This window comes from Amycolatopsis orientalis DSM 43388, from assembly GCF_000411975.1.
Classification (GTDB): domain Bacteria; phylum Actinomycetota; class Actinomycetes; order Mycobacteriales; family Pseudonocardiaceae; genus Amycolatopsis; species Amycolatopsis orientalis_D.
On the sequence record NZ_ASXG01000080.1, the window covers coordinates 34394 to 56731 of the forward strand.

Below are 22338 nucleotides of genomic sequence, written 5' to 3' on the forward strand. Positions count from 1 at the left end.
GTCCCCGAGGGGAGGAGGGCGCGATGTGCCAGAGGTGCCAGGAACCGGACAGACCGGAGGAGCAGTACCTGATCGAGGTGCTCGACGAGATCAGGGAGAACGGGTGGTGCGTCCAGGGCGTGCTGGGAACAGGGTCCCGGCCGTCCTGGGCGTACACCGCGGGACTGACCGTGCAGGGCTTGCCCGAGCTGGTCGTCACCGGATTGCTGCCGCACCAAGCGGTGCCGTTGCTCAACGCAGCGGCCGAACAGTCGCTGCACACCGGTCCGCCGGTGCCGGGGGAACAGTGGCTGCTGCCCCGGTTGCCGCGGCTGGAAATCGTCGAGTTGAGCGCGCCCGCGGCGCACCTGCACATCGCGGTGTGCTGTTACGGCGCGGGAATCGAAGCGAGGCAACTGGTCTACGCGGACGCCGCGGGCTGGTTCCCGTGGTCGCCGCAGTTCAACCTCGGCCGAGGCGGACAGCCCGTGCTGGGGGTGCGCCGTGGCTGAGATTCTCTTGCCGGGCCAGGGTTTTCTTCGCTGGCGGCCGGTAGGATCGAAGCATGCCCGAACTGCTGGCTCCCAGCGTCCGCTTGCACCGCGCCTGGCTGGAAGCGCATCGCGAATGGGGCCCGGGCGCGCACGAGGACGGCTTCGGCCTGTCCGCCTCGGACCAGGTCGATTCCCCGGCTGGCTTCGCCGCCTGGGTCGGCTCGTTGGCGCGAGAGAACGCCGTGCCTCGCTGGATAGTCGAAGACGGACAGGTGCTCGGCGGAATCGCGCTGCGCACTGGACCGGCCGAGTACGTGCGCTGGGCCGGTCACCTAGGCTTCGGCATCCGCCCCTCGGGACGCGGCCGTGGCCTCGCTGCCTGGGCGCTGCGCCAAATGCTGCCCGAGGCTCGGCGGCTGGGCCTGTCCCGAGTGCTCTTGGTGTGCGCGGGGGAGAACCTGGCGTCCGCCAAGACGATCGAACGCGCGGGCGGCGTGCTGGAGGAAGTCCGTCAGACCGGCCGCGGATCGGTGCGGCGGTACTGGATCGCACTGGAATCGCGCTGAGCCGCGCCTGCTGTTCGCCATCGCGGAGCAGTGGGGGCTCGGCCTTGAGCTGCCGAGACCTCAACGAGAACTCGGCCATTCGGTCGTTCCTGCTCGCGGTGGCTGACGGCACTTTCGGTTTGGCGGTCTGTTCCGCAGCGAATGCCAGCCGGAGCGGTCTGCCAGCGGCGCATAGGTTCGCCACCACGGGAGCACGGGGCCAGATCAGGCGCGGAGGCACCCGTCTCGGCGCAGATCAAGCGCGGATTACAGGTGTCCCTGCGGTAATCGGACAGCGCGCCATGAGTTCAGGCGGTGCGCTCCGTACGGTGCGCGAGTCGCGCGGCAGCCGCTCGAAAAACCCGCCCATCTCACTCCGCGGCCGCGACGCTGTCCTTCAAACTCCGTCCCGGAAGCAACCGGCTGATCGCGTCCTCCATGTGCGCGTCCAGCAACTGCAGCGCCGTCTCCTCGTCACCCGAGCGCAGGGCTTCGATGATCCGCGTGTGCTCCTCGAGCCGGTCCTCCACGCCCTGATACGTGCTCTGCAGCAACGTCAGGCACATCCGCGTCTCGATCAGCAGCGTCCGGGCCATGCGCACCAACCGCTTGCTGCCGGACGCGTTGATCAGCGCCTCGTGGAAGCGCAGATCCGCCTCCGACAACGCGGCCGGGTCGTCCGCGGCCGCGGCCATGTCGGCGACGTTCTGTTCCAGCATCGCGGCCACCGCTTCGTGGTCTCCGCGGAACGCGCGCAGCAGGGCGGCTCGTTCCACCGCCGAACGGGCCAGATAGATGTCGAACACGTCCTCCGGTTCGAGGTCGATCACGAACAGGCCCCGGTGGCGTTCGCTGCGCAGCAAACCCTCGGAAACGAGGTGCTGCATCGCTTCCCGCAGCGGGCCGCGCGAGACCTGGAAGCGGGCGGCCAGGTCGGTTTCGCCGAGCTGGGTGCCCGGCGGGAGCGCGCCGGTCATGATCGCGTCGCGCAGCTGGCGCGCGATCACGGCCGCGGTCGATTCCCGGCTCACCGGTTCTATGTCAGGCAGTGCGACCACGGGTCAGCCCTTCGTCCGGAACAACGCGCCCAGCGAACGCACCAGCCGGGTCGTGCCGGTCAGCCGCAGGCCTTCCCACACGGTCACCTGGTTGGCGGTCAGCACCGGCTTGCCGAGCTTCGCCTCGATGGCGGTGATCTCGCCGAGCGTGCGCATCGCGGTGTCCGGCACCAGGACCGCGTCGGCGTCCGGGTGGTCGTGGCTCACCGCCAGATCGACCACGGCCTCGGGCGCGAGCCTGCCGACCTCGGCGGCGGTGTCGATGTCGGCGCTCGACATCGACAGCACCTCGACACCCCCGGCGGCGAGGAAGTCCACGAACAGCCGCGCGACGTCGTCGGGGTAGCTCGCGGCCACCGCGACTCGTCGCACGCCAAGGGCTTTCGCCGCGTGCACGAAGGCGAAGGACGTGCTCGAAGCCGGCACCCCGGCGGCCTTGGCGAGCTGGTCGGCCTGGTTGCGCGCGCCGTCCCAGCCGTACACGAAGCTGCCGGACGTGCACGCCCACACCACCGCTTCCGGCTGGTGCTTCGCGAGCAGCCGGGCGCCTTCGGCGAGGCGGGCTTCGCTGCCGAGGTCGAGCAGCTCCGGCACGGCGTGCAAGTCGGTGCCGTAGATGTGCGCCACCGGCAGGCTGATGTCGCCTTCCGTCGAATCGGAGCCACCGAGAAGCTGTTCCGCGAGCGGGTAGTCGTCCTCGGCCGCGTGGTCGGGGTAGATGAAGCCGATCGTGGTCACGAAACCTCCGGGATGCGCAAATTGTCGACAATATTACCGGGACCGGTCAAGACACCTCCCGCAGCCACTGGCCGGGGCCCACCACGGGCAGCCGCATCCGGCGCAGGCAGGCCCACATGGTCAGCTGGTTGGCGGTCAGCACGGGTTTGCCGAGCGCCTTCTCCAGCGGCTCGATCAGGTCGAACGTGGGGAGGTTGGTGCAGCTGACGAAAATCGCCTCGGCGTCGCGGTGGTCCGCGCCCAGGATCCGCTCGGCGATGGTGCGGTAGCTGACCTTCCAGATGCCGCCGCCGAGTCCGAGGTGGTCGCTGGACACGGTGGTCACGCCGACCTCGGCGAGGAAATCGTGGAGTTTGCCGGTGAGGTCGGCGTCGTACGGCGTGAGCACCGAGATCCGGCGCAGGTCGAGCTGGTGCAGCACCTCGACGAGGGCGCCGGAGGTGGTGACCGCGTCCGGCGCGCCCGCGTCGCAGATCGCCTTGGTGAGGGAGCGTTCGTAGTCGATGCCGTTCACGAAGCTGCCCGAGGTGCACAGGTACGCGACGACCTCCGGCTCCACGTGCAGCACGTCGCGCGTGGCCGCGGCGAGGTGCCTGCTGTCGCTCACCAGCTGCGCCATCTCCATGCTGACCGGGACCGGTTCGTATGGCGTGCGGGCGAGATGCAACGACACCTCCATCGGCACCCAGCGCCACAACTCGCGCTCGAGCGCGAGGTCGAACGGCGCGATCACGCCGATGCCTCGCTGGGCGAGCGGGCCCTCGAACGCGAGGAAGTCCAGATCCAAGGTTCAGCCTCCGGAATACGCCTGTGCCGATGCCCGTCCGGTGCTCCGGGGGTAGTCCTCGGATTGTTGACAATCATACGAGCCACTTTTACCGTGTCAATCGTGATCGCCCCGGAAAACCCCGTACTGGCAGTGCTCTGCGGGGCAGACCATCCACCGGACATGGCCGCTATCGAAGACGCGGCGGTCGTTCGTTACACCGACGAGCGCGGCCTCGCCGGTGCGCTGGCCGGTGCGGACGCCCTGTTTGTCTACGATTTCCTGTCCGGGGCGGTCCCGGGGGCATGGCACGCCGCGGACCGGTTGCAGTGGCTGCACATCGCGAGCGCCGGCGTCGACCCGGTGCTGTTCCCGGGGCTGCGCGAGAGCGACGTCGTGCTCACGAATTCGCGCGGGGTGTTCGACGACGCCATCGCCGAATACGTGCTGGGTGTCGTGCTGTCGTTCGCCAAGGACTTCGCGCGTTCGCTCGACCTGCAGCGCGCCGGCACGTGGAAGCACCGCGAGACCGAGCGGATCGCCGGGCGGGCGGTGCTGGTGGTCGGCACCGGGCCGATCGGCAGGGCCATCGCGCGGATGCTGCGCGCGGCCGGGATGCGCGTGTCCGGAGCGGGGCGCCGGGCCCGCGTCGGGGATCCGGATTTCGGCGTCGTGCACGAATCCGCCCAGCTGCCGCGGTACCTGCCCGAATTCGACTACATCGTCGCGGTCGCGCCCCTCACCGACCAGACCAAAGGCATGTTCGACGCCGCCGCGTTCGCCGCGATGAAGCCGTCCGCGCGGTTCGTCAACGTCGGCCGCGGCGAGCTGGTGGTCACCTCCGACCTGATCGCCGCGCTTCAGGCCGGGGAGATCGCCGGTGCCGCGCTCGACGTCTTCGAAACCGAGCCGCTGCCCCCTGAGAGTCCACTGTGGACTATGCCGGACGTCCTGCTGTCGCCGCACATGTCGGGTGATTTCCTCGGCTGGCGGAGGACACTGGTCGAGGTGTTCGCGGGGAACTTCCGGCGCTGGCTCGCCGGGGAACCGCTGTGGAACGTCGTGGACAAACGGCTCGGCTACGTGCCGTCCGAATCGCAGGGAGGCGCCGGATGGGCGACCGGGAACTGACCGCCAGCGAACTCGTCGCCGCCTACGCCACCGGCGAGCTGTCGCCGGTCGAGGCGACGAAGAGCGCCCTGCAGAACATCGAGGACCGAGACGGCGAGATCAACGCCTACTGCCTCGTCGACGCCGAGCGCGCGCTCGACCAGGCGAAGGCGGCCGAGGCCCGGTGGCGCGACGGGAATCCGATCGGCGCGCTCGACGGCGTCCCGGCGTCGATCAAGGACATCTTCCTCACCCAGGGCTGGCCGACGCTGCGCGGTTCCACGAGCATCCCGGTCGACCAGCCGTGGGAGGTCGACAGCCCGGTGATGGCGCGGATGCGCGAGGCGGGTCTCGTCGTGCTCGGCAAGACGACCACGCCGGAGATCGCGTGGAAGGGCGTCACCGACAGCGCGCTGTCGGGCATCACGCGCAATCCGGTGAACCCGCGGATGACGGCGGGCGGGTCCAGCGGCGGCAGCGCGGCCGCGGTCGCGGCGGCGATGGGCGAGTTGTCCGTCGGCACCGACGGCGGCGGCTCGATCCGGATTCCCGCGTCCTTCTGCGGAATCGTCGGCATGAAGCCGACGCACGGCCGGGTCCCGCTGTTCCCGGCGAGCCCGTTCGGGCCGCTCGCGCACGCCGGGCCGATGGCGCGCAGCGTGGACGACACGGCGTTGCTGCTGGACGTCCTCGCGCTCCCGGACCACCGCGACCCGACCGGCCTGGAGCCGCCGATCAGCGCGTACCGCGAGGCAGCGCGACGGGACGTGCGCGGGCTCATCGCGGCCTTCTCGCCCACGCTCGGTTTCGTCGACGTGGACCCGGAAGTCGCGACGATCGTCCAGTCGGCCGTGCAGTCGCTCGCCGACGCCGGACTGCAGGTGGAGCAGGCCGATCCCGGGTTCGCCGATCCGAAGCCCGCCTTCGACGTGCTGTGGTCGGCCGGTGCGGCGAAGTCGCTCGAAGCGTTCCCGCCGGGCAGCGAACAGCGAGTCGATCCGGGCCTGCGCCGCGTGTGGGAAAAGGGCCGCACCTACTCGGCGAGCGATTACCTCGACGCCACCGCGGAACGCGCCGCACTCGGCATCCTGATGGGCGAGTTCCACACCCGCTACGACGTGCTGCTCACCCCGACCGTCCCGATCCCGCCGTTCGAGGCGGGCCACGACGTGCCGCCGGGCAGCGGGATGACCGAATGGCCGGAGTGGACCCCGTTCACCTATCCGTTCAACATGACGCAGCAGCCGGCGATCAGCGTCCCGGCCGGGCGCACCGAATCGGGCCTTCCGGTCGGCCTGCAGATCGTCGGCCCGCGCCATTCCGACGACCTGGTGCTGGCAGTGGCGAAACTGCTGGAGGAGGTCCGGCCCTGGGCCGCTCCGTGACGTCCGCGCACCCGGCTGTGGCAGGCTGTCGCGCATGACCGAGTTCACCGCGCCCATCGACGACCGCTGGTTCGAGGACTATCCCGAAGGCGCGGTGTACGAGTTCGGCGACACGACCGTCACCGAGGCGGAGATCATCGAGTTCGCCGAGAAGTACGACCCGCAGAGCTTCCACGTCGACCCGGCAGCGGCGAAGGAAGGCCCGTTCGGCGGCTTGATCGCGAGCGGCTGGCACACGTCGAGCCTGATGATGCGGATGTTCGCCGACCACTACCTGTCGTCGGTCGCGAGCCTCGGCAGCCCGGGCGTCGACGAACTGCGCTGGCCGCGCCCGGTGCGGCCGGGAGACCGGCTGCGGATGCGGGCGACGGTCCTCGAAGCACGACTGTCGAAGTCGAAGCCCGACCGCGGTCTCGTGCGCACCCGGATGGAGCTGTTCAACGGCGACGACGAGCTGGTGTTCAGCGCCAGCGCAGTCAACTTCCTGTCGGTACGGCCGACCGGTTCGTGAGCTGCCGGACCTCGCGGCTGCACAGCGCGAGCCCGGTCGCGACGAGGCTCAGCACTCCGCACGCGACGAGCACCGGCTCGCGGCCGAAATGCGGCACGAGGGGACCCGCCGCGATCTGCCCGAGCGGCATCGCGGCGATCGGCCCTGGGATGTCGTAGGAGTACCCGCGCGCGAGCCGGTCGGCGGGATGTGTTCCTGCAGCGAAACGTCCCACGCGACGCTGAACTGCTCCATCGCCCAGCATCGCGACCAGCAGCGGGACGAGCGACGGACACCAGCCGAGCGTCAGCACCGGCAGCGCGTCCATCGCCACCAGGGCCACCACGAGGAACAAGGCGTGCCGCGGTTGCCACTGCGCGGCGATGATCCCGCCCAGGAGCGCGCCCGCGGTCTGCGCCGCCAGTGCCAGCCCCCATCCGGAACGCCCGAATGTCTCGCCCGCGACGACCGGTTCGATGACCACGAGCGTGCCGATCCCGGCAGCGTTGACGAAGCCGAACTGCGCCACCACCGCCCACACCCAGGTGCGGGACCGGAACTCGTGCCACCCGGCGACCAGGTCGGCGAGCGGCCTGCTGCCCGACGCTCGTTCGGCGCGCGGCAGCCGGACCGCGTGGTAGGCGAGTGCGGCGGCGAAGAACAGCAGCGCGTTCACCGCCAGGGCCCAGCCGGACCCGGCCGCTGCCACCGTGACCCCCGCCGCGGCGATGCGGTCGCCGTTGACCAGCAGCCGCAGCAACGCATTCGATGGAGCAAGCTGCTCTCACGGCACCGTCTGCGGAGTGATCGCTCCCGCGCCCCGTTGACCGCGCTCAGCGAGACGAGAAACGGCATCGACGAGAATCCACAAAGGACACTCGCGGCGATCAGCGCCTGGCCGCGATCTCGGTACCCTGCGATCACCGGGCGCGGCTGCTTTTCGGCGAGCACCCCGCCGAAAAGCAGCAACAGCACGGTCGCCAGCGACCGCGCCCTGACGACCAGTCCGAGGTCGACCGCCGACCCGGTGCGGTCGAGCACCGCCAGCGCGACCGGAGCGACCGCATTGCCGAAGGTGCCGAGCGTCCGCCCGGCTGCGAGAGCACGGAAACTGCGGTGCCGCAACGGCTCCAGGAGGCTCACCGGCCAAGCTTCCTGCGGTTGTCAACTGGATAATCAGCAGCTGGGAGCGCTCGCGCCGGGCCGGCCGCGATGCTGTCCTCGGCTCATGCGGACGACGACCCTTGGCCGCAGCGGCCTCGAAGTGTCCCGGATCGCCTTCGGCACCGGCGGGTTCGGCGGACAGTGGGGCAGTTTCGACGAGGGCACCGCGATCGCGGCGATCCGGCGCGCGCACGAACTGGGCATCACCCTGTTCGATACCGCTCGCGCTTACGGGACCGCCGAATCTCTCCTGGGCAAAGCGCTGCGCAGCGAGCTGGACCATCGCCGCGACAGCGTCGTCATCGCGACGAAGGGCGGGACTCATCCCGGCTCCGCACGCATCCGCGATTCCCGTCGCGAATGGCTCGCCAAGGGGGTGGACGACAGCCTGCGCGCGCTCGGCGTCGATCACCTCGACCTGTACCAGATCCACTGGCCGGACTCGCGGACTCCGGCCGACGAGGTCGCCGGAACGCTGCGGAAGTTCGTGGACGCCGGCAAGGTCCGCCATGTCGGAGTGTCGAACTACGACGCCGCGCAGCTCCGCGCGTTGAACGAGACGGTGGAAACCGTGCAGGTGCCGTATCACCTCTTCCGCCGCGGCGCGGAAGCCGATCCGCTCCCGTATGCCCGCGCGCACCACATCGGCGTGCTCGCCTACAGCGCGCTCGGCAGCGGCCTCCTCACTGGCTCGCTGACCGCGTCGACGGTCTTCGACGCCTCGGATTGGCGGTCACGTTCGTCCGCGTTCCGCGGAGAATCGTTGCGGCGCAACCTGAAGATCGTCGACCAGCTCTCTTCTTTCGCCGGCGAACGAGGCGCGACGGTGAGCCAGCTGGCCATCGCGTGGACGCTGGCGAAGGTCGATGTAGCCATCGTCGGCGCCCGCCGTCCGGCCAGCATCGAAAAGAGCGCGACCGACTTCGCGCTCACCGCGGCCGACCTCGCCGAAATCGACCGGATCGTCGCGGACGCGGCGCCGGTCGGCGGGGCCAGCCCGGAAGGCATCGACTGAGCTAACCCCGCGTCGCGAACTCCAGCTCGGCGAGCGCCGTGTCCAGGTGGGTCAGGATCCGCTGGAGGTGCGGGACACTGCGCCGGCACCCGGTGACGCCGAAGTCGAGATTGTCTCCGTTGCTGGTCAGCGTGATGTTCAGGGCCTGGCCGTCGAGCAGCACGGACGCGGGGTAGATGCCGTCGAGCGCCGCGCCGTTCCAGTACATCTGCTTGCGCGGGCCGGGGACGTTCGAGATCACCAGGTTGAACGGCGGCCGCGTGTTGCTGACGACGCCGGGGATCGGCGACGCGCCCAGCTGCGCCACGTTGATCCCGGACAGCAGCAGCGTCTGCAGCGGCGACAGCTGCGAAAACAGCTTCTTGCCGTTCGACATCGACTCGGAGATCGCGGCCAGCCGCTGCGCCGGGTCGGTCAGATCGGTGGCTAGGTTGCACAGCAGCGCACCGATGTTGTTGCCGGTCGCGTCGCCGGAGTCGCGACGGCGCAGCGAGACCGGGACCATCGCGACCAGCGGCGCGTCCGGCAGGGCGCTCTGCTCGATCAGGTAGTCGCGCAGCGCACCGGAGCACATGGCGAGCACGACGTCGTTGCGGGACACTCCCGCGGCGGTCGCGACCTCGCGCACCCGATCGAGCGGCCAGGACTGCGCGGCGAACCGGCGCGCGCCGCCGATCGGCACGTTCAGCATGGTCTTCGGTGCCTGCATCGGCAGCGTGAGCCGGTGCTCGCGGAACGCCTCGCGCGCCACCTTCGCCGCCGCCGGCGCGATCCCCGCGATCTGCTCGAACGTCTTGCCCACCAGGGCGAACGGCGACGCCGGGGCACGGCCGTTGCGGTCCGAGGCGGGTTTGTCGCGCGAACCCCACGGCGGCGGGCAGTCCAGGTCAGCCGGGTCGTCGGACAGCGTGCCCTGCAGATGCCGCAGCGCCGAAACGCCGTCCATCAGCGCGTGGTGGATCTTCGAGTACACCGCGAACCGGCCGTCGCGCAGTCCTTCGATGAGGTGGGTTTCCCACAACGGCCGGTGCCGGTCGAGCAGCTCGCGGATCCGGCCCGGCTGCGGCAGCGCGGAATGCCGGAAGTGGTAGTCGAGTTCCAGCTCGGCGTCGCGCGACCAGCGCACGTGCCCGACGGTGTTCACCGGGCGGCTCGGCCGCATCCGGAACACGCTGCGCATGTTGTCCGATTCCAGCAGCGAGCGGCGCAGATCGCGCAGATAGTCCTCTCCGGCGCCGTCGGGTTTGCGGAACAGCTGGAGCCCTCCGACGTGCATCGGGTGCTCGCGGGTCTCGACCATCAGGAACATCGAGTCGGTCACCGGCATCAACGGCATCGCGCCACCCCTTTCCGCCGCGCCGGGCACCTCGGCGTGCCCGGCACCCGGAGTGTACGCACGAAAAAGGCCGCGTTTCAGATCTCGCGGCCACCTGGGGGACAACCGGGCCGCGCGGCGATGACAAACCCTGTCCGGTGACGTGTCTGCAGCTGCTTACGCGAGGCGGATACCATCGCGGTCGTGGCAGGACGGACTGGAGCTCAGCAGCTGGGGGACGCGCTCACGGCTCTCGGGACCGAGGTGGTGTTCGGCCTGCCGGGAGTCCACAACCTGCCGCTGTGGGAGGCGTTGGCGGACACCGGGATCCGGCTCGTCAACGTCCGGCACGAACAGACCGCGGGTTATGCCGCCGACGGTTATGCGCGCAGGACGGGAAAACTCGGTGTCGCGCTCGTGACCACCGGCCCCGGCGCGGCGAACACACTCGGCGCGGTCGGCGAAGCGATGGCGTCCGCGGCTCCGGTGCTCGTGATCGCCACGGACATTCCGTCGACGTTGCGCCGTCCGGGGGTCGTGCGCGGCGTGCTGCACGAAACTTCCGACCAGCAGGCGATGTTCGCGCCGGTCACCAAGGCCGGGTTCACCGTGCACCGCGCGGACCAGATCGCCGCGACGCTGCACCGGGCCGCGCGGCTCGCGCTGATGCCGCAAAGCGGTCCGGTGTATTTGGGCATTCCGACCGATTTTCTCCGCGAGACCATGCCGCCGCGCGAACCTCCCGCACCGCCGGCCGAGCGAGTGCTCGACTTGCCGGACCTGCCGCGCGCGGCGGAGCTGCTGGCGGCTGCCCGCCGTCCGCTGATCTGGGCGGGCGGCGGCGCGTTGCGGTCCGACGCCGGGGAAGCGATCGGGAATCTCGCGCGGCGGCTGGCCGCTCCGGTGCTCACCACGTTCGGCGCGCGCGGCCTGCTTCCGCTCGATCATCCTTGCCTGGCACCGAATCCGGTGCACGCGCCGGAGGTCGGGCAGCTGTGGGACGAGGCCGACGTGGTGCTCGCGATCGGCACCGACTTCGACGGCCTGATGACGCAGAACTGGCAGATGCCCGCGCCGCCGAAGCTGATCGCGATCAACGTCGACGCGGCCGACGCGGCGAAGAACTACCGGCCGGACGTGACCCTGGTCGGCGACGCCCGCCGCGTCGTCGAATCCCTGCACCCGGAATCGCGGCCCGGCCTGGACGAGCTGACCGCGCGGCTGGCCGGCATCGGCCGCCGGGTGCGCAGGCGGATCCGCGACGAGGAACCGCAGGCCGCCGACTTTCTGTCCACTTTGGAGGAAGTGCTTCCGGAGGACGGGACGATCGTCGCCGACATGTGCGTCGCCGGGTACTGGATCGGCGGCTTCCACCGGGTCCGCGCGCCGCGGCGGCTGGCGTATCCGATGGGCTGGGGCACGCTCGGTTACGGCTTCCCGGCGTCGCTCGGCGCGGGCGCGGCGGCCGAGGCGGCCGGCGGCGGACGCGTCCTGTGCGTCACCGGCGACGGCGGTTTCCTTTACGCGGTAGGGGATTTGGCGACACTGGCGGAGGAACAGCTGCCGGTGACGGTCGTGGTCGTGGACGACGGCGGCTACGGCATGCTGCGCTTCGACCAGGACCAGGAAGGCCTGCCGCACCGCGGAGTCGACTGGGACAGCCCGGATTTCGTCGGACTGGCCCGTTCGTTCGGCGTGCACGCGGACCGGGTGTCCGGCTTCGGCCGTGCGTTTCGCCGGCTGCTGAGCGAGTTCGTGGAATCGGACGAGCCGAATGTGCTGGTGGTGCGCGCGAAGCTCAAGCCGCCGCTGAACACTTCGCCGCGGTGGTACCGGAAACCGCGCGCCTGAGCTGAATTTCACGGTCCGTGAGGGGAACCCGGAGGGAAGCTGCTCCTTCCGGGTTCCCCTCACTCGCGTCTGCGCAAGGCAGCCGTGCTTGCTCTTGTCAGGTTCCTGACATACAGTGATTCATGTCAGGAACCTGACACTGAACGGAAGGAGCAGCACCATGCCCGCCATCGGCCCCGATTTCCTCTCGCTCCAGGCGCGTGACCTGGACGCTTCGCAGGCGTTCTACGAGCGCTACCTCGGCCTCGCCCGCTCGCCGGCCGGACCGCCGCACGCCGTCGTCTTCGAAACGAAGCCGATCGCGTTCGCGCTCCGTGAGGTCATTCCCGGCACTGACCTCGCCTCCGCCGCCCAGCCCGGCATCGGTGCCGCGATCTGGTTGCTCGCCACCGACGTCCAGGCGATTCACGACGCGCTGGTCGCCGACGGGCACCGCATCGTCTCCGCGCCGATCGACGGTCCCTTCGGCCGCACGTTCACCTTCGCCGACCCCGACGGCTACCACGTCACCCTCCATGACCGTGGCTGACGCGAACGCGACACGGCGCTCGCGCCAGGGGAGGTGACGCCACGGTGAACGACAGTCCTTCCGGCCAGCGATTCTGGATCAACACCGTCACTCTGGATCACGTGGAAGCGGCCATCGAGGGCGGTTTCACGCAAGCGGAGCACGGTGCGGGCAACCGTCTTCGCCAGCCCCGCCCGGGCGACGAGATGATTTTCTACTCCCCGCGCACCAGCTTGCGCGGCGGCAAGCCCGTCCGGCAGTTCACCGCGTGGGCCACCATTACCGGCGAAAAGCCTTACCAGGCCTACGTCAGCGACGACTTCCGGCCGTGGCGGCTCGCGGCTTCCTTCCACGAGTGCGCGCGGGTCGACGCGAAGCCGTTAGTCGGCCAGCTGTCCTTTGTCCCCGACCCGACGAATTGGGGACTGCCGTTTCGGCGCGGCTTGTTTTCCGTTCCGCCGCGGGATTTCGCGACGATCCTCGCGCGGATGACGGCGGTCCTCAGCCGTGGCGGGAGTCCGCTTCCCAGCTGAGGAACGCGTCCAGCGTCGCTGACCGGTGCGCCCGTGCGCAGTGCTCGATCCATTCCGCGCCGGAACCGGAGCGGATCAGGTCCAGCAGCTGGTCGTGTTCGGCGACTGAGGCGAGCGCGCGGGAGGGCACGAACGAGAACGTCGAATCGCGGATCGCGGCGAGCTGTGCCCAGCCCTTCTTGACCAGGTCGACCAGGCTCGGGTTGGGGCAGCGGGTGTAGAGCACCTCGTGGAACTCGTGGTTGAGCCGGGTGAATTCGACCGGCTCCAGGCGGTCGAGGCCGGCGCGCATCCGGTTGTTGAGTTCGGCCGCCTCGGCGAGGTCGTCGGGCGTCAGGTGCGGCGCGGCGAGTGCGGTCGCCGCGCTTTCCACGATCGCCAGCATCTGCATCGTGTGCTCGTAGCCGACCGGGTCGATCGCCGCGACGGTCGCGCCGACGTTGCGCTCGAAGTGCACCAGGCCCTCGGCCTGCAGCAGCCGCACCGCCTCCCGGACCGGGACCGTGCTCACGTCGAATTCCTTGGCCAGCGCACCGAGGACCAGCCGGTGCCCGGCCGGGTACTCGCCGGCGGTGATCCGGGATTTCAGCACCTGGTAGGTGTGCTGGCTCTTGCTGAGCCCGGCCTGTTCGTGCGTTGTGGACATCCCTGTCGCCTCCCCTTCGCAACCCGCCGGGGCGGGGTGTCCAGGCCACGGTAGCCGGTCCGTTCGTTGCGCTAAATAATATACTATCTGACCCCCTCGGCTGCTGGCTGGAATCCGGCAGTTCAAGCCATGGCGGCCAAAAGCCTGATCAGTTACCACATTGAGGCTTGCTGGGATGGCGACTGATTATATACGATCTGGCCGGTCTGGAGCACCGTCCGCAGCAGGGGAGGCGCAATGCCGCGCACGACCGGGATCAGCAGAGAGCACCGCCGCGTCGTGCTGGCGGCCATGGTCGGCACGACTATCGAATGGTTCGACTTCTTCATCTACGCGATCTGCGCCGGGCTGGTCTTCGCGACGCAGTATTTCGCGGTACTCGGCAAGGACGCGCTGATCGTTTCGTTCGCGACGGTTGGCATCAGCTTCTTCTTCCGCCCGATCGGCGCGGTGATCGCCGGGCATCTGGGCGACCGCCTCGGCAGGCGCGCGATGCTGATCCTCACCCTGCTGCTGATGGGGATCTCGACAGTGCTGATCGGCCTCGTGCCGAACACCGCGTCGATCGGGGTCTGGGCACCGATCGTCCTGGTGCTGTTGCGCATCGTGCAGGGCCTGTCGGCCGGCGGCGAATGGGGCGGTGCCGCGCTGCTCGCGGTCGAGCACGCGCCCGCGGACCGACGCGGGTTGTACGGCGCGTTCCCGCAGATCGGGGTGCCGATCGGGTTGCTGCTGGCCAACGGCGTCCTCGCGCTGGTCACCGGGCTCACCTCCCCGGAACAGTTCCTGGCTTGGGGCTGGCGGATCCCGTTCCTGCTGAGCGTGGTGCTGATCGTCGCCGGGCTGCTGATCCGGTCCCGGGTCGCGGAAAGCCCGGTGTTCGAGGAGGTCCGCGAGAAGAAGGCGCGGTCGAGCATGCCGCTGGTGCAGTTGTTCCGGCACCACTGGAAGCTCGTCGTCGCGGGCGCGCTGCTGTTCGCGGCCAACAACGCCGTCGGATACATGACCACCGGCGGATACGTGCAGTCGTACGCGACCAAATCGCTGCACCTGGACCGTTCGACGGTGCTGATCGCGGTGATGATTTCCGCCGTCGCGTGGTTGGTGAGCACGCTCGTCGGCGGTTGGCTCGCCGACCGGATCGGCCGCCTGCGCACGTATCAGGCCGGGTTCGTGCTGCAGCTGGTGTGGATGTTCCCGTTCTTCGCGCTGGTCAACACGGGAAGCGTCGGGCTGCTCGTGCTTTCGCTGGTGGTGTTCTCGATCGGGCTCGGGTTCACCTACGGCCCGCAGTCGGCGCTGTACGCGGAGATGTACCCGACCTCGGTCCGCTATAGCGGCGCGGCGATCTCGTACGCGATCGGCGCGGTGCTCGGCGGGGCGTTCGCGCCGACGATCGCCGAAGCACTGCAGACCCGCACCGGCACGGTCTACGCGGTCGGCGGCTACCTCGCCGTGATGACCGTGATCGGCCTGGTCACCAGCTTCTTCGTGAAGGACCGGAAGGGCGCGTCGCTCAGTTCCGCGCCCTCGAACGCACCGGAAACGACCGTCGAAAACGTCTGAGCGGGGGCGCGCGATGCGGACCCAGACCCGAAGCGACTACTGCGCGTGGCTCGACGCGGCCGCCCGGGACGCGCACGACGCGATCAACCGGATCCACGTCGAGGCCTACGCCGATCTGGTCCGCACCGCCGAGCTGTACCGGGGAGAGCTGGCGTGCCGCCGTCCGGCGCGGCGGTCCGCGTCCGGTCTGCCCGGCCGGGGACAACGCCATCGGACGCCCGGGCTGCGGAGTTCCGCGATGGCGCGCGCCGAGGGGTCGCGGTTCGCCGATCCCCGGCCGGGCGGGTAGAAAGGGCGGCGGCGGCCGGTCGCCGCTCCCCGCGGCGCCGGCCGGTTGAGCCGACCCCGAGGAGGAGCAATGCCGGACCAGCAGCCGAACCCGCTGTGGCACCCGTTCGCGGACATGGGCGCGGTCGACGGGAACCGGTTCGTGGTGACCCGCGGCGAGGGGTCCTATGTGTGGGACGACGCGGGCCGTCGCTACTTCGACGCATCCGCCTCGCTGTGGTACTCGAACCTCGGCCACGGCCGTCCCGAGATCACCCGCGCGGTGACCGAGCAGCTGGAGAAGCTCGACGCGTACAACCTGTTCGGCGGCGTCGCGAACGAGCCGGCGCTGAAGCTGGCGGCACGGCTGTCCGAACTGGCTCCGGTGCCGGGGTCGAAGGTGTTCCTCGGCTCGGGCGGCGGCGACATGGTGGACACCGCGGTGAAGATCGCCCGGTCCTACTTCGTCCACACCGGACGCCCGGACAAGACCCACGTCATCAGCCGCACCCAGGGCTACCACGGCACGCACGGATTCGGCACCGCCGCGGCCGGGATCCCGGCGAACGCGGAGGGCTGGGGCCCGCCGGCCGCGGATTTCTCGCAGGTGCCCTACGACAACGCGGCGGCCCTGGAGGAGGAAATCCTTCGGGTGGGCCCGGAGCGGGTGGCCGCGTTCTTCTGTGAACCCGTCATCGGCGCGGGCGGCGTGCTGTTGCCGCCGGACGGGTACATCGAGGAAGTGGCGGCGATCTGCCGCAAGCACGAGGTGCTGTTCGTCGCGGACTGCGTGATCTGCGCGTGGGGCCGGCTCGGCACCTGGTACGGCATCGACCGCTGGTCGGTGCGGCCGGACCTGGTGACCACGGCGAAGGGCGTGACGAGCGGGACGATTCCGCTGGGCGTCCTGCTGGTCGCGCCGCACGTGGCCGAGCCGTTCTTCACCGGCCGCGCGGGCGCGCCGATCCTGCGCCACGGCGCGACGTACGCCGGGCACCCGGTCGCCTGTGCCGCGGCGAACGCGACGCTGGACATCTACGAGCGCGACGACATCATCCCGCGCGGCAAGGCACTGGAGAAGCCGCTCGCGGACGCGCTTTCCGGAGCGGTCGGGCACCCGGCGGTGGCGGAAGTGCGGGCCGGGCTGGGTTTCCTGGCCGCGGTGGAACTCGCGCCGGACTTGCTGGCCGCGGACCCGGGCGCGCCCGGCCGGTTGCACAAGTTCCTGCTTGAGGAGGGCGTGATCGTGCGCTCGCTCGGCAAGGGGATGGCGGTGTCGCCGCCGCTGGTCGCCGAAGAAGCCGAGCTGGATCTGCTGGCGGCGGCCGTTCCGCGGGCGTTGGATCGGTTGCTGAAGAACTGACGACACTGCGGCGGCGCCGGGTTTTCGGTGCCGCCGCAGTCTGTCCGCGCGGGCTACTTACAGGCGAGCGTTCCGGTGCGCAGCGCGTGGTTGTCGTCGTTGTCGTCGTCGGACCACGCGACCTGCTTGGTCCCGTTCGCGCACGTCGGCGCGATCGCGAAGCCCTCGTTGTTGTAGTTCGCCATCCCGGACGGGCGGTCGTACTGCGCGGTGACCGCGAACGCGCCGGCGGAGTTGACGTCGAGCGTGGTGGTGCGGCCCTTGCACGTGTTGTCGCATTCCGCCCACAGGTGCCCAGTCGATGGCTCGTATTCGAGGTCCATCACCGTCGGGAACCCGCTGTCGATGGTCGCGACGCGCGTGTACTTGCCGCCGGTTTGGTCGAGCGCGTACGCGTAGATCTTCCCGTTGGCCTCGAGCCCGACGAAGTACAGGCCGGTCCCGTGGTTCGGGTAGCTCGCCGGGTTGTAGGCGGTTTTCGTGTGCTCGTCCCGGAATTTGTGCGCGGTGAGCGCCGAGTCCGGAACCCAGGAGATGGCCTCGAGGCCCTTGTTGGGCTCGACCGACGGGAGGTCCGAGGTGAGATCCCATTCCCCGGTCGCTTTCAGGGATGTGCTCGTTCCGGACGTCGAGTACCGGAGCACGGCGGGCTTGCTCGTGTTGCCGTCGTCGTTGTCCCGCTCGGTCGAGGTGAAGACGCCGTCCGGGGTGACGACGACCCCTTCGGCGTCCGGGTCGCCGCTGCCGTCGGGATAGTGCATGGCCTTGCCCTCGGACCAGCCGTTGGCGGTGTCCGGCCGCCACTTGGTGCCGTCTTGGACGAGCCGGTACAGGGTGCTCGGACCGTTCTTCACCGCCCACAGCACGGTGGGCGATTCGTACGACAGGCCGCTGAGGTTGCTGCCGAAAAACCCGGCGTCGTCGGCGATGGCCACCTTCGACCCGCCAGGCCACGCCGTAGCCTTCGGGGCGGCGGCGGGCGCCGCGTGGGCCGTGCCGGCCCCGACCGCGAGCGCGAGGACCGACAACAAGACGGTGCCCCGGATTTTTCCACGCCGATGTGTTCCACGCTGGTGCGCAAGCAAAGGAGCCGCTCCTTCTGTCCGTCTGGCACGGTGCAGGTTCGTGCCGAGGTGGTCTCTGCTGACAAGCGGCGGTCCCGCGTCGCGGGACTTACAGCAGTGGGTGATCAACAGTGGAGCACACGGCGTGGCCGGTAAGCAACAAGACGTTGTCCCGATGATCGGTACGGTCGTTTCTCAGCGGGCCGAGCGCCGTGCGGTCAACGGGCAAACGGTCCTCGTTGGCCTGCGATCGGGTGCCCTGTTAGCTTGGCCCGCTTGCCGATCGGGTGACGGCTTCGGCGGCCGCCGAGCGGACGTTGCTAGGCGGGCGGTCGCCAGAAGACGGTCCGCGAGCACACCGGGGCGGCAGACGAGCGGCCACCGGGAATGCCGCCACCACGCGATCGCCGGGCCACCGGCGACAGCCGCCGGGCGAGTGTGCCTAGCGGCTGTCGCCGTGCGGGAGCCGGGTCGCGGTTGCTGGAGACGGCCGCCGCCCGCGGCGCGAACCGTCATCGGGCGAGTCCGCCTAGCAGCTGTCGCCAAGCGGAGCCGATCACCGGAGACAGCCGCCGCCCTCCGGGCGAACCGCAACTGCAGGAGGCCCCTAGCGGCTGTCGCTGAGCGAAATGCCAGTGATCATCGACGACAGCCGCCGGGCGAAGCGTCACCGGGCGGCAGTCCGCCACACCGGCACGTTGACGACCGCCGCGGGCATTCCGGGGGCACCGCTGTCCCCGGGGACGATCGTGAATCGCCATTTGTCGACTCCGCCGCCCATGATCTCGGCATACCGGCGGGCGCCGTCCGCGTTCGCGAAGCGGACCTGCTGACCACTGGCGAGATGGGTGATCTTGACCGCCACACTGCCTCCTGGGGATCGATCGACGGACGGATGCCGGCCCGCGGAGCTTCCCCCTCCGGGGCCGGCCCCACCAGTAGAACACGTGTTCGATTACCCGGGCAATCCAGGTCCCCCTCCCGAGCGACCCGCGTCCGGGCCCGCTGGCGAGGCCGCGGCGGAAGGCAGTTCCCGGACGGGGGTTCGAGGCGGTGAGACTGCCGCCCATGGAGCGGGAAATTCCCCGCGATGTCGCCGAGTTGGCCGACGGGATGCACCACGGCCGGCGAGTCACGTTCCTGTTTTTCTGGGGCCGCCGGCCGGAGCGCGACGGAAGCATCGGACGAGGCTGCTTGAGTCAATGGTGGCCTGCGTAGTTCACCGCGGACGGCCGGACCTTCGCCAAGGACGAGCATTACCTGAGGTGGCGGAAGGCCGTGCTGTTCGATAACGAACGGACTGCCGGAGGCCAGGCATCCGCGGCAGGCGTCGTGGGCTTCGACCAGGACCAGCGGGAGGCCGCCGCGGCGAGATCGTGCTCGCCGGCAGCATCGCCAAAGTCGGGCAGCACACGGATCTGCTGCGTTTTCTGCTGGGCACGGGCAAGCGGGTGCTGGTGGAGGCGAGTGGGGCGTCGGGCTGGCCACGGACGACCCGGACGCGGAAAACCCGGCACGGTGGCGCGGCCGGAACCTGCTGGGCTTCGCGTTGACGCAGGCGCGCGAGATCCTGGCGGAATCAGCCTGAACCGCTTAGGCCGCAACGAAAACGCGAAAAAACCTCACCGCGCCCGCATCATCGCCACCCGGGGCCACCGGTCCAGCCCTCGCGCGATCTCCGCCCGCCGGATTTGCCGCAGATCCGGACCTTGCTCCTCGTCGGCCAGCACGCGGAACCCGAGCCGCTCGTAATACGGCGCGTTCCACGGCACCTCAGCGAACGTCGTCAGCGTCAGCCCGGGCAATCCGCGTTCGGCGGCCCACCCGTCGACTGTCTCGATCAGCGCTCGGCCAATTCCTCGGCGGGCGTGGCTCGGCAGCAGGGAAACCTGTTCCACGTGACCGAAACCGTCGACCTCTTCGGCGAGTACGTACGCGGCGATCGTCCCGTCGTCGTCCCACACCCAGCAGCGGCCCGCGGACTGGAATGCCGCGAGGTCTTCGACCGAAGGCGGTGCGTCGTCGGCGATTTCGGCCATGCCGACGGCCCGGAACGGTTCTCCGGCAGCACGTTCGAGGCCAGGCAGCACAGAAAGATCGGCGGGGGCGGCGAGACGGATCACTGCCCTGATTTTACGGCTACACGGAGTACTCGGAAATCGCTTTTCCGATCTGCTCAGCGTAAGCGCGCAAGGCCGTGATGGCCCGCTCGCGCTCCGCGTCGCCGATACGGGTGGCCGGTCCGACGAAGGTCAGTACGCTCGGCCGGTGCCGGTCGACCTCCACCGGCACGGAGCAGCACCACACGCCGTCCTCGATCTCGCCCCAGCTTTGCATGTAGCGATTGGCCAGCGCGAGCTTGAGGTCGTCGCGCACCTCGGCACCGCGTTCCCGGGAGATCCGGGCGACCTGGCGTTCGCGTTCGCCGTCGGGCAGCAGGGCGAGCAGCATCTTCCCGGTCGCGCCGACGCCGAGCGGGATCGAATGCCCCGGCTGGAACGTGAACCGCATCGGACGGTCGCATTCGACCCGGTCGCTGCACACCGCGACGTCACCGAAGTGCTGGAACAGCAGGACGGTCTCGCCGAGTTCGCGCACCGCCTCCTCCATCACCGGCAGCGCCACCCTGGCCAGGTCGTTCGCGAGCCGGGCGGCGCGCGCGAGCGGCATGACGCGGCTGGTGACGTGGTAGCGCCCGGACCGCGACTCTTCCAGCAGTTGCAGTTCCTTCAGCAGCTGCACGTAGCGGTATGCGGTGGCGACCGGGCTGCCGATCGCTTCGGCGAGTTCGGCCACGCTGGCCTCCCAGCGCTGTTCGGTGAACGACAACAGCAACTGGAGCACTTTCCGGGAACTGTTGGCACCGGCCGTGCGACGTAGTCCGGGTTCAGACATCCTGAGACCTCTTCCGGAGAGCGCCGAATTCAGTCACGAACGCGTCGGTAAATTACCACAGGTCCCGGTTTTTCCGCCCCCGGCGAGAAACGGCGTCAGCAATCCGGGGACCGCGGCGTCGGCGAGCGCGAGCCCGGCGCTCTCCTCGACGTCCAGCACGCGGTAGTGCCCCCGCCCGGCGGCGACCGGCGCGATGACGGTGACCAGCCCGGCCCGCCGCTGGAACAGCGACCGGTGCACGACGATCCCGGTGAGCCGGTCCCGCCGGACGGCGACCGTCGCCCTGGCCAGCGACCCGGAACGGGTCACGAGGTACCGGCCGGTGATCGCGTGGCCGAGCGAGCGGTACCGGTCGAAGCCGACGAGGACCGCGAACGGCAACAGCACGAGCGCGGCCTGCCACGGCCATTCCGGCAGCACATTGAGCCGGGCCAGGCCGAACAGCGCGGCCGACAGTGCCAGTACGGCGAAGACAGCGCGGGTGATCCGGCGGGTCAGCGCGCGCCGCGAATGCCGCACGAGGGGGACCTTCGCGAAGTCTTCGCCGAGCACCTCGCTCGTGATCTCGCGGGCTTTCCCCGCCGGAGCCGGCGGCAGCAGGAGGCTGCCGCCGCGGTCCGCGCCCTTGCCCTCGCGCAGCCCGGCCGCGACCGCGACGCATTTCGCGCCGCCGACCATCCGCAGCGGCAACGGTTCCTTGATCTCGACGCCGCGCAACCGGTCTTCCTCGATCGAGACCGACCGCGTCGTGATCAGCCCGCGCCGGATGTGCAGCGTGCCGCCCGGTTCGCGGGTGAGCCGGAAGTTCCAGAACGACAACACGTATCCGCCGACCGAGAGCACCGACACGAGCACGAGCAGTCCGGCCGCCGCCAGCACCACGGTGAGCCACACCGGTTGTTCGAGCGCGCGGGCGGTGAGGTCGCGGAGCGGCCCGAAGCTCGTCGGATCGAAGTGCAGTTCGTGCGCGAAGTGGTACACCGTGCCGAGGATCGCGGCGACCACCGCGAGCCCGGACAAGGTGAACGGCGCGTACCGCACCCAGCGCTTGTCGACCTCGGCGACGAGCGACTCCGGCGGTTGCGGCGCTCGCGCTTCCGCCGGTTTCCGGTGCAGCAGCAGCGTGCGCAGCCGCTGGGCCTCCGCGCCGGTGACCGCGTCGAGCACCAGCTGGTCCTTGCCCGGCCCTTTGCCGTGATCGTGCCGTCCGGTACCGATTCGTACCGCGGAAAGCGAGAAAAGCCGATGTTTCGGTTCCGAAAGCACGTCTACGGTACGGATTCGATCGCGGGGAATCGCGCGTTGCTTGCGCAGCAGCAACCCGGTGTGCCATTCGAGCTGGGTCGCGGTGACGCGGTAGCGCGACGTGAGGCAATGCGAAATGCCGACGCCGATCGTCACCGCCGTGGCGGCGAGACCGATCCACTGCCACTGATTCCCGTGCCCGAGCACCAGTGCGCCAACGAGCACCGGCAGCGACTTCACCAGGTCGAGAACCGGGCGGATCAACAACATCCGGCGGTCGAGGCGATGCCAGGGCGCGTCTTCGGTGCCTTCGGCGGCGACCGGCGCCGACGGTGCGGTCG

23 protein-coding genes are annotated in these 22338 nt (G+C 69.9%); 12 read left to right on the top strand and 11 right to left on the bottom strand.

All coding sequences use genetic code 11. From position 1 onward, the window contains the following. Nucleotides 1-23: 23 nt before the first annotated feature. Nucleotides 24-491, top strand: a complete 468-nt coding sequence (locus tag L942_RS16585; RefSeq protein ID WP_037361198.1) for a DUF4262 domain-containing protein — start codon at nt 24-26, stop codon at nt 489-491. Nucleotides 492-544: 53 nt separating this feature from the next. Next, nucleotides 545-1039 carry a GNAT family N-acetyltransferase gene (locus tag L942_RS16590; RefSeq protein WP_037361202.1) on the top strand — a complete coding sequence of 165 codons (495 nt, stop codon included), beginning with the start codon at nt 545-547 and terminating at the stop codon, nt 1037-1039. A 350-nt stretch (nt 1040-1389) separates the two neighbouring features. Here L942_RS16590 and L942_RS16595 read toward each other — a convergent pair whose 3' ends face one another. From L942_RS16595 to L942_RS16605, 3 genes are read right to left on the bottom strand one after another with little or no spacing between them, the layout of a single operon-like run. Then, nucleotides 1390-2076, bottom strand: a complete 687-nt coding sequence (locus L942_RS16595; RefSeq protein WP_037361204.1) for a GntR family transcriptional regulator — start codon at nt 2074-2076, stop codon at nt 1390-1392. Nucleotides 2077-2079: 3 nt separating this feature from the next. Next, nucleotides 2080-2814 (bottom strand): maleate cis-trans isomerase family protein, encoded by a 735-nt coding sequence (locus L942_RS16600; protein ID WP_037361207.1) that lies wholly within the window; start codon nt 2812-2814, stop codon nt 2080-2082. A 46-nt stretch (nt 2815-2860) separates the two neighbouring features. Continuing rightward, nucleotides 2861-3601 carry a maleate cis-trans isomerase family protein gene (locus L942_RS16605; protein ID WP_037361210.1) on the bottom strand — a complete coding sequence of 247 codons (741 nt, stop codon included), beginning with the start codon at nt 3599-3601 and terminating at the stop codon, nt 2861-2863. A 162-nt stretch (nt 3602-3763) separates the two neighbouring features. Between L942_RS16605 and L942_RS16610 the strand changes: the two genes are divergently transcribed. Genes L942_RS16610 through L942_RS16620 form a run of 3 tightly spaced genes read left to right on the top strand, consistent with a single transcriptional unit; the run spans nt 3764 to nt 6586 of the window. Then, nucleotides 3764-4711 carry a D-2-hydroxyacid dehydrogenase gene (locus L942_RS16610; RefSeq protein WP_051166035.1) on the top strand — a complete coding sequence of 316 codons (948 nt, stop codon included), beginning with the start codon at nt 3764-3766 and terminating at the stop codon, nt 4709-4711. After that, the gene (locus tag L942_RS16615) at nt 4693-6075 is read left to right on the top strand and encodes an amidase (RefSeq protein WP_037361214.1); all 1383 of its coding nucleotides are present in this window, start codon (nt 4693-4695) and stop codon (nt 6073-6075) included. Before L942_RS16610 ends, L942_RS16615 begins: the two co-directional genes overlap by 19 nt. 34 nt (nt 6076-6109) lie before the next feature. After that, nucleotides 6110-6586: a MaoC family dehydratase gene (locus L942_RS16620; protein ID WP_037361217.1), complete on the top strand. Its 477-nt coding sequence runs from the start codon at nt 6110-6112 to the stop codon at nt 6584-6586. Here the strand turns inward: L942_RS16620 and L942_RS16625 are convergent. Beyond that, a complete protein-coding gene (locus L942_RS16625) occupies nt 6552-7325 on the bottom strand; it encodes a hypothetical protein (RefSeq protein ID WP_440201321.1) in 774 nt (257 codons plus the stop codon). The genes L942_RS16620 and L942_RS16625 overlap by 35 nt on opposite strands. 468 nt (nt 7326-7793) lie before the next feature. Between L942_RS16625 and L942_RS16630 the strand changes: the two genes are divergently transcribed. Beyond that, complete coding sequence (locus L942_RS16630) at nt 7794-8744, top strand: aldo/keto reductase (RefSeq protein WP_037361219.1); 951 nt, start codon at nt 7794-7796, stop codon at nt 8742-8744. 1 nt (nt 8745) lies between these two features. On the opposite strand, the gene L942_RS16635 is transcribed toward L942_RS16630, so the two are convergent. Then, the gene (locus tag L942_RS16635; RefSeq protein ID WP_037361222.1) at nt 8746-10080 is read right to left on the bottom strand and encodes a WS/DGAT/MGAT family O-acyltransferase; all 1335 of its coding nucleotides are present in this window, start codon (nt 10078-10080) and stop codon (nt 8746-8748) included. Between the two features lie 183 nt (nt 10081-10263). Between L942_RS16635 and L942_RS16640 the strand changes: the two genes are divergently transcribed. The 3 genes from L942_RS16640 to L942_RS16650 all read left to right on the top strand — a co-directional run bounded on the left by L942_RS16640 (nt 10264) and on the right by L942_RS16650 (nt 12951). Continuing rightward, a complete protein-coding gene (locus L942_RS16640) occupies nt 10264-11910 on the top strand; it encodes a thiamine pyrophosphate-binding protein (RefSeq protein WP_051166036.1) in 1647 nt (548 codons plus the stop codon). A gap of 160 nt (nt 11911-12070) precedes the next feature. Continuing rightward, the gene (locus L942_RS16645) at nt 12071-12439 is read left to right on the top strand and encodes a VOC family protein (protein WP_037361225.1); all 369 of its coding nucleotides are present in this window, start codon (nt 12071-12073) and stop codon (nt 12437-12439) included. A 44-nt stretch (nt 12440-12483) separates the two neighbouring features. After that, nucleotides 12484-12951, top strand: a complete 468-nt coding sequence (locus L942_RS16650) for an EVE domain-containing protein (protein ID WP_037361227.1) — start codon at nt 12484-12486, stop codon at nt 12949-12951. Here the strand turns inward: L942_RS16650 and L942_RS16655 are convergent. Next, nucleotides 12920-13597 carry a GntR family transcriptional regulator gene (locus L942_RS16655; protein ID WP_037361230.1) on the bottom strand — a complete coding sequence of 226 codons (678 nt, stop codon included), beginning with the start codon at nt 13595-13597 and terminating at the stop codon, nt 12920-12922. The two genes, L942_RS16650 and L942_RS16655, sit on opposite strands and share 32 nt — an antisense overlap. A 237-nt stretch (nt 13598-13834) precedes the next feature. Here L942_RS16655 and L942_RS16660 point away from each other — a divergent pair, with 237 nt between their 5' ends. The 3 genes from L942_RS16660 (at nt 13835) to L942_RS16670 (ending at nt 16793) form a co-directional block, all read left to right on the top strand. After that, complete coding sequence (locus tag L942_RS16660) at nt 13835-15163, top strand: MFS transporter (RefSeq protein WP_037361232.1); 1329 nt, start codon at nt 13835-13837, stop codon at nt 15161-15163. Nucleotides 15164-15176: 13 nt separating this feature from the next. Beyond that, complete coding sequence (locus L942_RS16665; protein ID WP_037361235.1) at nt 15177-15452, top strand: hypothetical protein; 276 nt, start codon at nt 15177-15179, stop codon at nt 15450-15452. Nucleotides 15453-15521: 69 nt separating this feature from the next. Beyond that, nucleotides 15522-16793 (top strand): aminotransferase family protein, encoded by a 1272-nt coding sequence (locus L942_RS16670; RefSeq protein WP_037361238.1) that lies wholly within the window; start codon nt 15522-15524, stop codon nt 16791-16793. A gap of 53 nt (nt 16794-16846) precedes the next feature. Here L942_RS16670 and L942_RS16675 read toward each other — a convergent pair whose 3' ends face one another. From L942_RS16675 to L942_RS16700, 5 genes are all read right to left on the bottom strand, one after another. Continuing rightward, nucleotides 16847-17824 carry an esterase-like activity of phytase family protein gene (locus tag L942_RS16675; RefSeq protein WP_235079187.1) on the bottom strand — a complete coding sequence of 326 codons (978 nt, stop codon included), beginning with the start codon at nt 17822-17824 and terminating at the stop codon, nt 16847-16849. 700 nt (nt 17825-18524) lie between these two features. Then, a complete protein-coding gene (locus L942_RS16680; RefSeq protein ID WP_037361241.1) occupies nt 18525-18722 on the bottom strand; it encodes a hypothetical protein in 198 nt (65 codons plus the stop codon). A gap of 757 nt (nt 18723-19479) precedes the next feature. Further along, nucleotides 19480-19980, bottom strand: coding sequence for a GNAT family N-acetyltransferase (locus tag L942_RS16690; RefSeq protein WP_037361245.1), 501 nt, complete (start codon nt 19978-19980; stop codon nt 19480-19482). A 16-nt stretch (nt 19981-19996) separates the two neighbouring features. Next, nucleotides 19997-20701: an IclR family transcriptional regulator gene (locus L942_RS16695; RefSeq protein WP_235079190.1), complete on the bottom strand. Its 705-nt coding sequence runs from the start codon at nt 20699-20701 to the stop codon at nt 19997-19999. A gap of 84 nt (nt 20702-20785) precedes the next feature. After that, the gene (locus L942_RS16700; RefSeq protein WP_200862838.1) at nt 20786-22267 is read right to left on the bottom strand and encodes a PH domain-containing protein; all 1482 of its coding nucleotides are present in this window, start codon (nt 22265-22267) and stop codon (nt 20786-20788) included. Between the last annotated feature and the right edge of the window lie 71 nt (nt 22268-22338).